Origin of the sequence: Undibacterium sp. Di27W (genome assembly GCF_049340345.1) — a bacterium.
In the GTDB taxonomy this organism is placed as follows: domain Bacteria; phylum Pseudomonadota; class Gammaproteobacteria; order Burkholderiales; family Burkholderiaceae_D; genus Undibacterium.
Map to the genome: position 1 here is coordinate 207,547 of NZ_JBMPOS010000002.1, position 15,333 is coordinate 222,879.

General features: G+C 52.9%; 11 protein-coding genes. 8 read left to right on the forward strand and 3 right to left on the reverse strand.

What is annotated here, in order from left to right:
- The first annotated feature begins 36 nt into the window (after nt 1-36).
- Entirely contained in the window at nt 37-930 is an 894-nt protein-coding gene (locus tag ACO0LF_RS05730) for a Dyp-type peroxidase (protein WP_423012811.1), read from the forward strand.
- Here the strand turns inward: ACO0LF_RS05730 and ACO0LF_RS05735 are convergent.
- A complete protein-coding gene (locus ACO0LF_RS05735; RefSeq protein WP_423012813.1) occupies nt 913-3,885 on the reverse strand; it encodes a bifunctional diguanylate cyclase/phosphodiesterase in 2,973 nt (990 codons plus the stop codon). The genes ACO0LF_RS05730 and ACO0LF_RS05735 overlap by 18 nt on opposite strands.
- Before the next feature lie 398 nt (nt 3,886-4,283).
- On the opposite strand from ACO0LF_RS05735, the gene kdpF reads away from it, so the two are divergent.
- The 7 genes from kdpF to ACO0LF_RS05770 all read left to right on the forward strand — a co-directional run bounded on the left by kdpF (nt 4,284) and on the right by ACO0LF_RS05770 (nt 13,490).
- Nucleotides 4,284-4,373, forward strand: a complete 90-nt coding sequence (kdpF, locus tag ACO0LF_RS05740) for a K(+)-transporting ATPase subunit F (protein WP_423012815.1) — start codon at nt 4,284-4,286, stop codon at nt 4,371-4,373.
- Nucleotides 4,373-6,181 (forward strand): potassium-transporting ATPase subunit KdpA, encoded by a 1,809-nt coding sequence (gene kdpA / locus ACO0LF_RS05745; RefSeq protein ID WP_423012817.1) that lies wholly within the window; start codon nt 4,373-4,375, stop codon nt 6,179-6,181. Before kdpF ends, kdpA begins: the two co-directional genes overlap by 1 nt.
- Nucleotides 6,182-6,268: 87 nt before the next feature.
- On the forward strand, nt 6,269-8,437 hold the full coding sequence (gene kdpB / locus ACO0LF_RS05750) for a potassium-transporting ATPase subunit KdpB (protein ID WP_423012819.1): 2,169 nt from the start codon (nt 6,269-6,271) through the stop codon (nt 8,435-8,437).
- Nucleotides 8,438-8,464: 27 nt separating this feature from the next.
- Nucleotides 8,465-9,079 (forward strand): potassium-transporting ATPase subunit KdpC, encoded by a 615-nt coding sequence (gene kdpC / locus ACO0LF_RS05755; RefSeq protein ID WP_423012821.1) that lies wholly within the window; start codon nt 8,465-8,467, stop codon nt 9,077-9,079.
- 38 nt (nt 9,080-9,117) lie between these two features.
- Entirely contained in the window at nt 9,118-11,841 is a 2,724-nt protein-coding gene (gene kdpD / locus ACO0LF_RS05760) for a two-component system sensor histidine kinase KdpD (protein WP_423012823.1), read from the forward strand.
- A gap of 7 nt (nt 11,842-11,848) precedes the next feature.
- Nucleotides 11,849-12,556, forward strand: a complete 708-nt coding sequence (gene kdpE / locus ACO0LF_RS05765) for a two-component system response regulator KdpE (RefSeq protein ID WP_422951774.1) — start codon at nt 11,849-11,851, stop codon at nt 12,554-12,556.
- 199 nt (nt 12,557-12,755) lie between these two features.
- A complete protein-coding gene (locus ACO0LF_RS05770; protein WP_423012826.1) occupies nt 12,756-13,490 on the forward strand; it encodes a TorF family putative porin in 735 nt (244 codons plus the stop codon).
- A 99-nt stretch (nt 13,491-13,589) separates the two neighbouring features.
- Here ACO0LF_RS05770 and ACO0LF_RS05775 read toward each other — a convergent pair whose 3' ends face one another.
- Both ACO0LF_RS05775 and ACO0LF_RS05780 read right to left on the reverse strand, forming a co-directional pair.
- Entirely contained in the window at nt 13,590-14,171 is a 582-nt protein-coding gene (locus ACO0LF_RS05775) for a hypothetical protein (protein WP_423012828.1), read from the reverse strand.
- A gap of 502 nt (nt 14,172-14,673) precedes the next feature.
- Nucleotides 14,674-15,321 (reverse strand): hypothetical protein, encoded by a 648-nt coding sequence (locus ACO0LF_RS05780; RefSeq protein ID WP_423012830.1) that lies wholly within the window; start codon nt 15,319-15,321, stop codon nt 14,674-14,676.
- Nucleotides 15,322-15,333: the final 12 nt, after the last annotated feature.

Sequence of the window (15,333 nt, forward strand, 5' to 3'; positions counted from 1 at the left end):
ACAGGTGGTTTGAATTATATTAATCAGGAGCAGTACATGAACTTATTCCAGGAAGGCATATTGCAGGCAGTCCCTGCCCATGCCGTTTATCTCAGTTTGAATATCAAGGCTGGTACTGATGCAGCAACGCTCAAGAAAGTAGTACGCGCGCTGGCAGACAAAACCGATGGCCAGAATCTGGTCATCGGCTTCGGTGCCAGTCTCTTGCAGCAATTGGGCAGCGAGATCGCAGGCATGAAAGAATTCCATGGCATAGAAGGCAGCCGCATGCGCCTGCCTGCGACACCGGCAGCATTGTGGTGCTGGTTGCGCCAGCATGAACGCGGCGATCTGGTGCGCCAGCTGCATCAACTCATGCCTTTGCTGGCACCGGCATTTGAAGTGCAACAGCAGGTTGATGCCTTCAAATACCAGGAAGGTCGTGACCTCAGCGGTTATGAAGATGGCACCGAGAATCCGCATGACGACGCTGCCATCGCTGCGGCTTTTGTTGCGGGTGATACGCCAGGACTGGCAGGCTCCAGCTTCGTCGCCATCCAGCAATGGCTGCACAAGTTTGATCGTTTTGATGCCATGGCAACAGCAGACCAGGACAATGCCGTGGGCCGTCGCCGCAGCGATAATGAAGAACTGGAAGATGCGCCAGAATCAGCCCACGTCAAGCGTACTGCTCAGGAAGACTTCACGCCTGAAGCTTTCATGCTCAGGCGTTCCATGCCCTGGTCTGCATTGGATAAGGCGGGTCTGTATTTTGTCGCCTTTGCCAATTCCTTCTATCCGTTTGAAGTGCAATTGACGCGCATGTCAGGTGCAGAAGATGGCGTCACTGATGCCCTGTTCCAGTTCACTGTTCCGCAGACGGGTAGCTATTTCTGGTGCCCGCCCATGCAGGACGGCAAGCTCGATGTGCGCTTATTGAACCTTGTCTGATTCCGGCGCTTTCAAGAGTGCCAAAAAGCCTTCCAGTGGTAGAGGTTTGGAGAAATAATAACCCTGGAAGGCATAGCAATTATGCGCAATCAAAAACGCCCGCTGGGCACTGGTTTCCACCCCTTCGGCTATCACATTCAAGCCCAGGTTAACGCCCAGTGAGATGATGGCCCGCACTATGGTCGCATCATTTTCATCATGACTTAAGTCGCGCACAAAAGACTGGTCTATCTTCAATTGATTTAAGGGCAGGCGCTGCAAGTAGGCCAGTGAAGAATAACCAGTGCCAAAATCATCCATGGAAAAAGCAATACCCAGCTTTTTCAATTCATGCATTTTCTCGGTCGTGGCATCGACGTTGTCGAGCACCGTGCTCTCCGTCAATTCGATTTTCAGTCGAGTGGGATCGATCTTGTGACGTCGTATGATTTCACTGAGGCTCTCGACAAAATCGACTTGCTGGAATTGCTTGGCGCTGACATTCACGGCCAGCGTCAGGTGACGGGTTTCCTTGCTGCTTTCCCATTGCTTGATCTGGGCACAGGCGGTTTCCAGTACCCACAATCCTATAGGAATGATGAGACCGGTTTCTTCTGCCAGCGGGATGAAATCTGCCGGTGAAATAAAACCACGATCGGGGTGTATCCAGCGCAACAGGGCTTCGGCACCGATGAGTTTTCCTTCGGAATTGACCTGTACCTGGTAGTACAGCTGGAATTGATTATTCGCCAGCGCCACGCGCAAATTCGATTCCAGCAACATGCGCACTACCAGTATGGCTTGCATGGCCGGATCAAAAAAGCGCACGGCATTGCGGCCAGCGGTCTTGGCTTCATACATGGCCGTGTCGGCGCGCTTGAATAAATCCTTGACCGTGATATCGCCGCCCTGGAACAGGCATACACCGATGCTGCTGGAACCATGATGTTCAAAGTCGGTGATCTGATAAGGCTGGCTCAATAGCTGGCGTATTTTTTCTGCGATGCGGTCAGCCTGGCGCAGGGCATCTTCTTTTTCTATACTCAATTCTTCGAGTACCACCACAAATTCATCGCCACCGAGGCGCGCCACGGTATCGCTGTCGCGTACACAGGTTTGCAGGCGGCTGGCAGTTTCTATCAGCAGCAAATCACCGGCATCATGGCCGCGGGTATCGTTGAGGGTCTTGAAGTTATCGAGGTCGATAAACAGGATGGCGCTGTGGGTGTCATTGCGGTTACTGATGGAGATCAGGTGCTGCAATCTGTCCATCAACAAACGGCGATTCGGTAATTGCGTCAGTGGATCATAAAAGGCCAGATTACGTATCTCGGCTTCATAACCCTTGTGGCGGCTGATGTCGGTGAATGAGCCTATGTAATTGCTGACTTCGCCATGGTTGTCGGTGATGGCGGTCAGCGTAATCATCTGCGGGTAAATTTCACCGTTCTTGCGGCGGCTCCACAACTCGCCGTGCCAAAAGCGATGCGCTGTCAAAGAGGCGTTGATCTGGGTAAAAAAATCCCGGTCTTGCTGCCTGGTCTTGTGCAGGGGCGGGCGTTTGCCTATCAAGTCTTCTGCGGCATAACCAGTGATACGGGTGAAAGCCTGGTTCAGTCTCAGCATGATCCAGTTGGCGTCGGTGACGAAAATACCTTCCTGCGATTCAAAGGTGCAGGCAGCAATCCGCAAATCCTGCTCAGCCTGCTTGCGTTCAGTGATGTCGGTAATAAAACAATGCCAGAGCATGGAACCACCGGGTTCAGGCTCGGGCAAGCCATCCAGGTACAGCCAGCGTATGGTGCCATCCTTGCGATGCATGCGAAATTCACTTTGCCAGGGCGACAGATTGCGCATGGCGGCACGTATCAGTTCCGTACCGTTTTCTATATCACGCGGGTCTATGCGGGCAAATAAATGCAGGGCATCGTCCTTGACTTCTTCATGCGTGACTTCAAACATTTGCACGATGGCATCGCTGGCAAAGGGGATGGAGGCACTATGGTCAGGTCGTATGCGATATTGCATGACCAGGCCAGGCAGGCGCGATGCAACTTTATTGATACGCTGATAAGCTTCCTGGATCTGACGGGTGGCGTCTATGCTTTCTGACTGCAGGGCGGTGATGATCAGGGTGATCAAGACCATGGTCGTCATGTATGCCCACAGTATCAACAGATTGGTCTGGCCGCCGTCATAAAACGGCCCCATGCCGTGAGAAGTCGCCCAAGCCGAGAATAAAGAGGTGCTCAACACCGCGCAGGAAGCACCGCTAATGCCAAAACGCATGGCCGCCCAGATCATGATGCCCACCATGATGAAGGTCAGATGAAAATGGCTGTAAGGCGAAGCAAAAATCAGCCAGTTGGCCAAGCCAAACAAGAGCAGGAAGCCGAGAATTTCTTTACGCCTGTCGGACCAGCCAGACAGGGATTTCAGTGTAAACGACAGTAGCAGTGGGCCAGCCAGCAAGGCACCGACAGTGTCCCCTGCCCACCAGGTCAGCCAGACCGCAGCCAGATCGGCATTCAAGCCATGCAGCCAGAGTGTCAGCGTGCCGCCCGTTGCCGAGATACACATGCCCAGCATGACAGCCATGCCAAAGCCGATGACATCGCGCCGCCTGGAAAAATCGCGCCTGAAACCCTGTTTGCGTAATAGCCATTTACTGAGCACAGGCCCCAGGGTATTGCCCACGGCCAGGCTGCCAGCCACCAGTACACTGAAACCTGCCGACGTTTCCAGCAGCCAGGCGGCGATAAATATGGCAACTGCGGCCAGCCTGCCATAGCGCAGCAAGCCTGTGATGGCGATGCCGGTTGGTAGCCAGATCAGGCTGACATTGGGATTGATATAGGGAATGGACAAGCCTATGCGCCCGGCACCAAAGTAAGCCAGCATGATCAATAGAAAATGCCCCAGCCTTATTTCCTGGAGAAAACTTCTGGAGTGGGCAAATTGCTCAGGCTTGTACATGGATTAAGACTTTAAAAGACTTGAGCAATTATGCGGCAAAGCCAGACTAGCGTTAGTTAACTTTTGATAAGTCACCATTCTTTGAGCAAGGTTTATCGATAATAAAAAAACATTTACATGCTTATAGTTAAGCTTAGGTCAATATCGGCATTTCTTCCAGTCAGTCTCTGAGTTCGCCTCGTCCATCCCACTTTTTGCGAAATTTTTACATCTTGTTTACGCCCCCTGTTTAAGTCTTTACGAATTTTTTACATGCTTCTGACTATGCTTCACTGTGTAAAAACGAAGGAGTAAAGCATGGAATATCTGATGGAATTTTTATATCTCGCAGGCATGGGAATCTTCCTCCTGCTGGTTTGGGCTTTAGTGCTGGCTTGCGACACTTTGGGAGCAAAAGCATGAATCCCTTCTACGTCCTGGGCACGGTGGTGGCTGCCGCCTTGTTCGTCTATCTGATTGCAGCCTTGTTGAATGCCGAGGAGCTGTGATGACTACGCAAGCAATTGTTTTATTGGTATTGTTCCTTGTCGCGCTATTGCTCCTGGCCTATCCCCTGGGCGGCTTCATCGCCAGGATAGCCGATGACAAGGCTGCTGTACCCGGCATGGGCTGGTTGCGCTGGCTGGAAAAAGGCCTGTACCGTGTCGCTGGCGTAAAAGCCGAAGTGGGCATGGGCTGGAAGCAATATGCCATCGCCCTGCTGATTTTTAATACCCTGGGCGGGCTGCTGGTGTATGCCGTACAGCGCCTGCAAGCCTGGTTGCCTTTGAATCCGCAAAGCCTGGCCAATGTCAGCATGGATTCTTCTTTCAATACCGCGGTCAGCTTTGTCGCCAATACCAACTGGCAAGGCTATACCGGTGAATCCACCATGAGTTACCTGACCCAGATGCTGGTGCTGGCCGGGCAAAACTTCTTTTCCGCAGCGACCGGCATTGCCGTGGTGTTTGCGCTGATACGCGGTTTCAGCCGTCATTCAGCCACGTCCATAGGCAATTTCTGGACTGATATCACACGTTCTACTCTGTATCTGTTGTTGCCGCTGTCGGTCATTTTTGCGGTCTTCCTCATGGGCCAGGGCGTGATTCAGAATTTCTCTGGCTATAAAGATGTACAGCTGATTGATCCTGTCACTTATAGCCAGCCCAAGCTCGGCCCTGATGCGCAGCCTTTGAAAGATGACAAGGGCGCACCTGTCATGGAAACCCTGACGACGACGACCCAAACTCTGCCCATGGGGCCAGTGGCTTCACAAGAAGCGATCAAGATGCTGGGTACCAATGGTGGTGGTTTTTTCAATGCCAACTCGGCACATCCTTATGAAAACCCCAGCTACCTGAGCAATTTCATGCAGATGATTGCCATCTTCCTCATCCCTGCAGCGCTGTGCTTTGCCTTTGGCCGCATGGTCGGTGATATGCGCCAGGGCTGGGCGGTATTGACGGCAATGACAGTCTTGTTCGTGGCCATGACGCTGACCGTGATCTTGTCAGAACAGCAGACCCATCCTGTGCTGGCCAGCATGAATATCGACCAGGCGACATCAGCCTTGCAAGCCGGTGGCAATATGGAAGGCAAGGAAACCCGCTTCGGCATCAGCGCCTCCAGCCTGTTTGTTGCAGTGACGACGGCAGCATCCTGCGGTGCGGTGAATGCCATGCATGATTCCCTCATGCCTATCGGCGGCCTGGTGCCTATCGTCCTCATGCAGTTTGGTGAAGTGGTGTTTGGCGGTGTCGGTAGTGGCCTGTACGGCATGTTGATCTTCGCGATACTGGCGGTGTTTATCGCTGGCCTGATGATAGGCCGCACACCAGAATACCTGGGCAAGAAAATCCAGGCGTATGAAATGAAGATGACTTCGATCGCCATCCTGGTGACTCCGGTCCTGGTGCTGGCAGGCACGGCCATCGCGGTCATGTCAGAAGCAGGCAAGGCCGGTATTTTGAACCCAGGTGCCCATGGTTTTTCTGAAGTGCTGTATGCCTTTACTTCAGCCGCCAATAACAATGGCAGTGCCTTTGCTGGTTTGAGTGCGAATACGCCCTTCTACAACATCATGCTGGCGATCGCCATGTGGTTTGGCCGCTTTGCCATGATCGTGCCTGTGCTGGCGATCGCCGGTTCACTGGCAGGCAAGAAAAGGCTGGAAGCCAATGCTGGCACCATGCCCACCCATGGCCCCATGTTCATCGCCTTGCTGGTCGGTACGGTGGTGCTTATCAGTGTGCTCAATTATGTGCCAGCCCTGGCCCTGGGCCCGGTGGTTGAACATCTGCAGCTGATCGCGAAATAACACGCAAAATGATTTGGGGAACCTGAATGAGGCTTTGCCTGATGGCGTACGCTCATTCAGACCCACTCGTAGTCTAAGGGGATTAAAATGTCTAGTACCAGTGTACAAAAGTCGATAGACAGCAAAGTCAATACAGCCGCCAAACCTGGCGCTGGACAAGCTGGCGACACAACATCCAGCGGCAAGCCACGCTTGTCGCTATTTGACAGCAGTCTGATCATGCCTGCCGTCATCGATTCATTCAAAAAACTCAGCCCACGCACGCAATTGCGCAGTCCGGTGATGTTTGTCGTGTATGTAGGCAGCATCATCACCAGCATGTTGTTCGTGCAATCCCTGATGGGCCAGGGAGAAGCCAGCCCTGGCTTTATCCTGGCAATTTCCATCTGGCTATGGTTCACCGTCCTGTTCGCCAATTTTGCCGAAGCACTGGCAGAAGGCCGCAGCAAGGCCCAGGCTGCGTCTCTGCGCGCATTGAAGCAAACCGTGATGGCCAAGAAGCTGGCGATACCAAAACACGGCACTACCTGGCTGCCTGCCCAGGCCAATGACTTGCGCAAGGGCGATGTGGTACTGGTCGAAGCCAATGATGTCATCCCTATCGATGGTGAAGTCATCGAGGGTGTGGCGACGGTGGATGAAAGCGCCATCACTGGTGAATCTGCACCTGTGATACGTGAATCTGGCGGTGACTTTTCTGCCGTCACCGGCGGCACCCGCGTCTTGTCTGACTGGCTGGTGATGCGCGTGACATCCAATCCCGGTGAAGCCTTCATCGACCGCATGATCGCCATGGTAGAAGGTGCCAAACGCCAGAAGACCCCGAATGAAGTTGCCCTGACTATTTTGCTGGTGGCGCTGACTATCATCTTCCTGGTGGTGACGGTGACTTTGCTGCCGTTCTCGCTGTTCAGCGTCGATGCCGCCAAGGCCGCTGGTCTGGCTTCTGCTCCTATTTCCATCACAGTGCTGATCGCCTTGCTAGTCTGTCTGATCCCCACCACTATAGGTGGCTTGCTGTCTGCCATTGGTGTAGCTGGCATGAGCCGCATGATGCAGGCCAATGTCATCGCCACGTCTGGCCGCGCAGTTGAGGCTGCCGGTGACGTTGATGTCTTGATGCTGGATAAAACCGGCACCATCACCCTGGGTAACCGTCAGGCATCTGATTTTTTCCCTGCACCTGGCGTAACCCTGCCACAACTGGCTGACTCTGCCCAACTGGCTTCACTCGCAGATGAGACACCAGAAGGCCGCAGCATCGTCATCTTTGCCAAGCAAAAATATAATCTGCGTGAACGTGAGATGGCCAGCCTGAATGCGACTTTTGTGCAATTTACCGCACAAACCCGCATGAGTGGTGTCGATATCGGCAATCGTCAGATACGCAAGGGCGCTGCCGATTCCGTCAAGAAATTCGTTGAATCCCTGGGCCGTCCCTTCCCTGCCGAACTCAGCAAAACCGTGGATGACATCTCGCGCCGTGGCAGCACCCCATTGGTGGTGGTGGATGATGGCAGGGTCATGGGCGCGATAGAGCTCAAAGATATCGTCAAGGGCGGCATCAAGGAAAGGTTTGCCGAGCTGCGTCGCATGGGTATCAAGACCATCATGATTACCGGTGATAACAAGCTGACTGCAGCGGCGATTGCTGCCGAGGCTGGTGTCGATGACTTTTTGGCAGAAGCCACGCCAGAAGACAAACTCAAGCTGATACGCAGTTACCAGTCTGAAGGCCGCCTGGTCGCCATGACAGGTGACGGCACCAACGATGCACCAGCACTGGCACAGGCTGACGTGGCGGTGGCCATGGCTTCTGGCACGCAGGCGGCAAAAGAGGCTGGCAATATGGTGGACCTGGATTCCAACCCTACCAAATTGCTGGAAATCGTCGAGATAGGCAAACAGATGCTGATGACACGCGGTTCGCTGACGACGTTCTCGATTGCGAATGATATCGCCAAGTATTTTGCGATTATCCCGGCAGCCTTTGTCGCCACTTATCCACAGCTCAAAGCGCTGGACATCATGCATCTGACCAGCCCTTCTTCGGCCATCATGTCTGCGGTGATCTTCAATGCCCTGATCATCGTCTTCCTGATCCCGCTGGCTTTGAAGGGTGTCAAATACCGCGCCATCGGTGCTTCGCTGCTATTGCGCCGCAATTTGCTGATCTATGGCCTGGGTGGCATAGTCCTGCCTTTTGTTGGCATCAAGCTCATTGATGTCATCCTGGCCATTTTGCATCTTGCCTGAATTTATATTGCTCAATAAGGAAACATCATGAGTACCAATACAAGCGCTGTTACAAACCCCGACGCTGGCAATTCAATTTTGCGCCCCGCCATCGTCCTGCTCGTCGGGCTGACACTGGTGGTTGGCGTTATCTACCCCTATGCCATGACAGGCCTGGGTAAAGTAATGTTTAACGATCAGGCAGAAGGCAGCCTGATCGTGCAGGATGGCAAGACGGTCGGTTCTTCCCTGATAGGCCAGTCTTTCTCGTCACCAAAATACTTCTGGGGCAGGCCATCTGCCACTGGCCCTATGCCGAACAATGCCCTGGCATCCAGCGGTTCCAACTTTGGTCCTACCAATGTGGCGCAATTTGACGCCATCAAAGGCCGGGTAGAGGCATTGAAGGCGGCTGACCCTGGCAATACCGCAAAAATCCCTGTCGATCTGGTGACGGCATCGGCCAGTGGGCTTGACCCTGAAATCAGTCTGGCAGCGGCCAATTACCAGCTCGCCAGGGTGGCACGCGAACGTAAGCTGCAAGAGTCGCAAGTCAAGGCTATCATAGACCAACTGGCGCAACAGCCCGCTTTGGGTTTGCTGGGCGAGGCCAGGGTGAATGTGCTGGCTTTGAATCTGGCACTGGACAAGCTCTCCAAGTAATCAAGTAATTCAAGATAAGAAGTACAAGAAAAACCGATATGGCCACAAATAGCGAACAACGCCCTGACCCTGATGTCTTGCTTGCCCATGTGCAGGAGCAAGAGCGCAGGGCCACGCGTGGCAAGCTGCGCATCTATTTCGGTGCATCCGCTGGCGTAGGCAAGACCTACGCCATGCTGACTGCCGCACGCAAGCTGGTGGCCGAAGGCCAGCAAGTATTGGTTGGCGTTATAGAAACCCATGGCCGTGATGAAACTGCAGCCCTGGTTGATGGTCTCGAAGTCTTGCCTCCGAAGGCCATCGCCTACCGCGACAAGACCCTCAGTGAATTTGATATAGACAGCGCGCTGGAACGCCATCCGCCCTTGATACTGATGGATGAACTGGCACATTCGAATGCCGCCGGTTCACGCCACCCCAAACGCTGGCAAGATGTCGATGAATTGCTGAGCGCCGGTATTGATGTCTACACCACCGTCAATGTCCAGCATCTGGAAAGTCTGAATGACGTGGTCGGTGGCATCACCGGCATACGCGTCAATGAAACCCTGCCCGACAAGGTGTTTGATGAAGCCGATGAAGTCGTGCTGGTGGATATCCCGGCTGACGAATTACTGGCCAGGCTCAAATCGGGCCGCGTCTATAAGCTGCAACAGGCAGAACGCGCTGCCAAGAATTTTTTCCGCAAAGGTAATCTGATTGCCTTGCGCGAACTGGCCCTGCGCCGTACTGCCGACAGGGTCGAAGATGATGTACAAGCTTATCGTATAGAAAAATCCATAGGCACGATCTGGAAGACGGATGCCGCCCTGCTGGCCTGCATAGGACCACATGGGGATGCCGACCATCTGGTACGCAGCGCCGCCCGCCTGGCCAGCCAGATGAATGCAGAATGGCATGCAGTGTATGTAGAGACGCCGCAACTGCAAAGGCTGCCATCGGCGCAGCGTGAACGGATTTTGAAAACCCTGAAGCTGGCGCAAGACCTGGGAGCTTCGACAGCAGTATTGACTGGCAAGGACATTGCCCTGGCGGTTGTTGATTATGCCCATAGCCATAATTTTTCACGCATCGTCCTGGGACGCAGTAAAGCAAGAAAATGGCGCTTTGCCTGGCATCAAACGACGCATCTGCATGATATTGCGGCCTATGCACCAGACCTGGACTTGATCGAGGTTGGACAAAGCCGCACTAGTACTACCGACAATGATCATGAAAAAAATGCAGCGCCTGGCAGTGCCAGTGAGCTGCCCAGCCCGCGCGTACCAGCACGGCATTGGCGTTATGTTTATGCGGTGCTGGCCAGTGTTGCCACCGGCCTGATAGCTACACCCTTATTTGAGGTATTCAATCTCGTCAATATCGCCATGCTGTTTTTATTGACGGTAGTGCTGGTGGCCGTCAAATTTGGGCGTGGCCCTTCAGTACTTTCCACCATTGTTGGCATTGCGGTATTCGATTTCTTTTTTGTACCACCACGTTTTTCATTCGCAGTCAGCGACCTGCAATACCTGATGACATTTGCAGTCATGCTTTTGGTTGGTCTGATCACTGGTCATCTGACTGCTGATCTGCGTTATCAGGCCAGGGTGGCATCGCACAGGGAATCGCGGGCGCGTGCCTTGTATGAATTTGCCCGTGATTTATCCGGGGTTTTATTGGCAGAACAGATTTCAGAAACTACCCAGCTCATCATACAAAGAGCCTTCCGCGCCCAGGCAACCCTGTTGTTACCGGATGATAACGGGCGTTTGCTGCCTCCCAACAATACGGTGAGCGGCCTGGACATGGGCATCGCACAATGGGCTTTCGACAAGGTAGAAGCCGCAGGCATAGGCACAGACACCCTGCCCGCCAGTAATTTCTTTTACCTGCCGCTGGTGGCTCCCATGCGTACCCGTGGCTTGCTGGCAATACAGCCAGAGAGCAAGCGCTGGATCATGATACCCGAGCAAAGACAGCAACTCGATACCTTTGCCGCCCTGGCAGCCATCGCGCTCGAACGTGTGCACTATATCGAGGTCGCGCAAGATGCCCTGATCCATATGGAATCCGAACGCCTGCGTAATTCATTGCTGGCAGCGCTGTCGCATGACTTGCGCACGCCCCTGACTTCGCTGGTGGGTATTTCGGAATCCCTGGCCATGTCCAAACCTGCACTGGCAGATGCGCAACTGCATATGGCGCAAGCCCTGCGTGAAGAGACCCTGCGTCTGTCAGCCCTGGTGACCAATCTGCTCGACATGGCAAGAATAGAAAGCGGTGAAGTCAAACTGAATTTGCAATGGCAGACTTTTGAAGAAGTGGTCGGCACTTCTCTGCGCATCTGCAACGCGCAATTGCAGACACATCAAGTGGAAACCAGGCTGGCAGCCGCTTTGCCCCTCGTCAATTTTGATGCCGTACTGATAGAGCGGGTACTGTGCAATCTGCTGGAAAATGCCTGTAAATATACGCCAGAGAATTCTCTCATCACGATTTCAGCCGAGCTCAATGGCAGCATGCTGGAAGCCAAGGTCTATGACAATGGGCCGGGTTTGCCAGCCGGGCGTGAAGAAGCCATATTTGAAAAATTTACCCGTGGTGAACGCGAATCTGCCCTGCCCGGTGTTGGCCTGGGGCTGGCAATTTGCCGCGCCATTATCACGGCCCACAAGGGCAGCATGCATGCAGCGCAGTCGCCCAATGGCGGAGGCGGCGCCTGCTTCATCTTTACCCTGCCTTTAGGCACGCCACCGGCGATGCCTGATCTTGAAGAATAAGCATACGATGACTACTGCTAGCCAAACAACACCAGTCGCCTTGCTGGTTGAAGATGAACCACAGATACGCCGTTTCGTGCGCAATGCGCTTGAAGAAGAACAATGGCAAGTCCATGAATCGGTCAATCTGCAACGTGGCCTGGTCGATGCTGGTACCCGCCAGCCTGATCTCATCATCCTTGACCTGGGTTTGCCAGATGGCGATGGTATCGATTTCATCCTCGATGTGCGCAAATGGTCGAATGTACCCATCATCGTCTTGTCTGCCCGCGTCAGTGAACAGGACAAGATCAAGGCGCTGGATGCCGGTGCCGATGATTATCTCAGCAAGCCTTTCGGTGTCGGCGAATTGCTGGCGCGCGTACGTGCCACTTTCCGGCGTCAGCGCCAGCCTGGCGTCAATCTGGATGGCATAGTCCAGTTTGGTGATGTCAAGGTCGATATGAAAGCCCGCCTGGTCACCAAGGCCGGGGCGATGGTGAAACTGACACCGACAGAATTCCGGCTGCTGATGGTGCTGGTCACCAATGTAGGCCGGGTTGTCACCAACCCGCAACTGCTGCGCGAAGTCTGGGGCCCCAGCCATTCCGAAAGCGGCCATTACCTGCGCATCTACATGGGGCATTTGCGACAGAAACTCGAAGATGACCCGGCGCAGCCGCGTTATCTGCTGACAGAGACAGCGATAGGGTACCGCCTCCTGCTCCCAAGCTAAAGGGACTTCCGCAAAACCGCCCCAGCTGCGTTGCAGCGACTAGCCGTACTAAAGTACTGTCTTCGTCGCTGCGCCTTGCTGGGACAATTTTGCGTAAGTCCCTCCACCTAAATATTTGAATAACCGGCAGCAACCTTTGCTCGCCGGTGGGACTTTTGCATCCTTAAATTTTGCAAATACTTTTTTGAGAGGACTCAATATGAAAAAACTCATCATGGCAGCAGCCATCAGTACGGTCTTTTTTGCCGGATACGCCAGCGCAGAAGATGTCAAACCCGAGCATGAGGTCAGCTTCAATGCGGCAGTGACTACTGACTACCGTTATCGCGGCATTTCACAAACACGCCTGCAGGCAGCATTGCAGGGTGGGGCTGACTATACCCATAACCCCAGCGGCTTTTATGCCGGCACATGGGCATCCACCATCAAATGGACCAAGGATGCCGGTGGTGGTGGTGATGTAGAAATTGATCTGTACGCAGGCAAGCGCGGTGAGCTCACTAAGGACATAGGCTATGACGTCGGTGTACTCAGCTACGTCTATCCATCCAATGGCCTGGCTGTAAGCGCGAATACGACAGAAATTTATGGTCAGCTTTCCTACGGCCCGGCTTATGCCAAATATTCACACTCCGTCACCAATCTGTTCGGTTTTGCCGACAGTAAAAACAGTGGCTATCTGGATCTGGGCGCAAATGTGGAAATGGTCACTGGCCTGACGCTGAACCTGCATGCCGGGCATCAGCAAGTCAAGAACAACGGTACTTATAGTTATACAGACTGGAAGCTGGGCCTGACAAAAGACTTTGGCATCGTCACAGGTGCTGTGGCCGTTATCGGCACCAATGCCGGTGAAGTGGCGTATGCATCGCCAGCCAATGGCAAGTTCCTGGGTAAGACAGCGCTGGTGGTCACGGTCAGCAAGACGTTCTGAATAAGTCCTGATTAAATTTTTAGGGTGCGCATGGCGCACCCTAAAAAATTCAGGCCTCGTTTTGCAACTGGCTTTATTTGTGAATAGGGAACAAGGCAATCAAGGTAAATAGATTGCCCTGTAAAGCTGTGTCAGCGGCATATCATTTTCTGCATCGAGGTAAATAAATTTGATATGGCAAAGTTGCTGCGACAACTGGCTGATAAATTTCTGGCCTTGCATGCAGGCGATTTTATCTATCGTAATCAGCACTGGTAAGTCTTTATTTTTACTGCGTGCCAGCCGTATGCATTTATAGAGTTTTGCCTGTTTTTCTTTATTCCATGCATGCAGTTCTGTATGGCATATCAACAGATCACAGCAAGATAAAGCAATGGCAGCATCTGCATAAAATGGCTTGGGAATATCCATCACGGTATCATGGAAGTCTGCATATCCATGCGCCAACTCTTTAGTCATGGCATTGGAGGAAAATGCAGTAGTCTTGGCACCTGCTTTTATCTCCAGGCGTGACCATGCAATATTTTCAGCTTCGTTGCGATACTGGTTAGCCTGCTTTCTTTCGCCGTTTTGTTTTAGTAATAAGACGTTCCTGCCCGCTAGTGCCCGGCGTTCAGCCAGCCTGGTGGCAGTGCTGAAAGATAATGATGCGAAATCTGCAGTTACTATTGCCGCAATCATGGCAAGTGCAATCCTGAGGAAAACTGCGCATGCATGCCAGACAGCAGGTCTTGTACCGCCAGCATAATCAATATCAAGGCCAGCAATTTCTGCAAACTTGTGAGTAACAGTACATAGTTCTTTTGCAGAGATCGGTGCTCGCTAGGGAGTGTGATGAATACCTGCAAGAAGCTTGTAAAAATAAGCGCTAATATGCATTCCGTCAAACAGCCATTTCTGCTGGTTTGATATAGCATGATAGAAGGTAGAGACGTCGCAGCCAGTAAGTAAACAGGGATGTCAAAACCCTCTTCAGTTTCTTTATTCAGCGAATTGCTCTTCATGAATATGCAGATGGCAAGTACAAGCAGTATCAGTCCAGAAACTATCTGCAAACTCAAGTCTTGTATCGGCATACAGGCAAGCAGAATATAGCCTGAAAAAACCATGCTGCCATACGCAGCCAGTGCAATAAGAAAACGTTTCATTGCGTAAGGCATTTTGCTATCTTTTTTTAATATCTTCAGTGGCTGGCAAACACTTTGCTGGACAAGGCCTGTAAGGCCTTGATCGTCATGGGATGTGCCGCCGGATATTCACAAACTGACAAGCCACCCTGGTAGGCTTGACGAAAACTGCCACCACAAAATAGGGGATAGGGGAATAGCTCTGTAGCATCTAGCTGGCTGACAAAATTCTTTACCCTGTTCACTTTATCGGTAGCTGCCTGGACATCGCTGCAACTCATGACGACCAGGGTGCGCATGCGGGGATTTTCTGCCTGTGCGAGCTGTATGCGCGTGCGCAGTTCTTGCTCTTGCAATTGTGCCAGTTGATCAAGGTCGATAACCAGTATCGTGACATGCGCTGCCTGCAAGGCACTGCGACTACCCATGCAGTCACGTGCTTCTGCATCAATGACGATATCCTGATAATGAAAGCCGAGGTTTTCCAGTTCTGCCTGCATGCCCTTGCCGCTGACTCTGCGCACGTTGACTGGAGTGCAGTCAGTAGTACGGCGGCGGGCGCGGCTCCAGTCCAGGGATGAGTGACGGGCGTCGTTATCGAGCAAGATAAGTTTGCTGCCTGACAGGGTACGCAAGGTAGCGAGATTGTCGGCCACGATGGATTTGGCGCAGTCTCCCGCGCCATGTGCAATGGTGATGATCATAGGTAATTTCGG

What these genes read in the sequence shown, in the direction of transcription:
- ACO0LF_RS05730 (WP_423012811.1), top strand. Translation starts at nt 37, where the DNA reads ATGAACTTATTCCAGGAAGGCATATTGCAGGCAGTCCCTGCCCATGCC.
- ACO0LF_RS05735 (WP_423012813.1), bottom strand. Translation starts at nt 3,885, where the DNA reads ATGTACAAGCCTGAGCAATTTGCCCACTCCAGAAGTTTTCTCCAGGAA.
- kdpF (WP_423012815.1), top strand. Translation starts at nt 4,284, where the DNA reads ATGAATCCCTTCTACGTCCTGGGCACGGTGGTGGCTGCCGCCTTGTTC.
- kdpA (WP_423012817.1), top strand. Translation starts at nt 4,373, where the DNA reads ATGACTACGCAAGCAATTGTTTTATTGGTATTGTTCCTTGTCGCGCTA.
- kdpB (WP_423012819.1), top strand. Translation starts at nt 6,269, where the DNA reads ATGTCTAGTACCAGTGTACAAAAGTCGATAGACAGCAAAGTCAATACA.
- kdpC (WP_423012821.1), top strand. Translation starts at nt 8,465, where the DNA reads ATGAGTACCAATACAAGCGCTGTTACAAACCCCGACGCTGGCAATTCA.
- kdpD (WP_423012823.1), top strand. Translation starts at nt 9,118, where the DNA reads ATGGCCACAAATAGCGAACAACGCCCTGACCCTGATGTCTTGCTTGCC.
- kdpE (WP_422951774.1), top strand. Translation starts at nt 11,849, where the DNA reads ATGACTACTGCTAGCCAAACAACACCAGTCGCCTTGCTGGTTGAAGAT.
- ACO0LF_RS05770 (WP_423012826.1), top strand. Translation starts at nt 12,756, where the DNA reads ATGAAAAAACTCATCATGGCAGCAGCCATCAGTACGGTCTTTTTTGCC.
- ACO0LF_RS05775 (WP_423012828.1), bottom strand. Translation starts at nt 14,171, where the DNA reads ATGATTGCGGCAATAGTAACTGCAGATTTCGCATCATTATCTTTCAGC.
- ACO0LF_RS05780 (WP_423012830.1), bottom strand. Translation starts at nt 15,321, where the DNA reads ATGATCATCACCATTGCACATGGCGCGGGAGACTGCGCCAAATCCATC.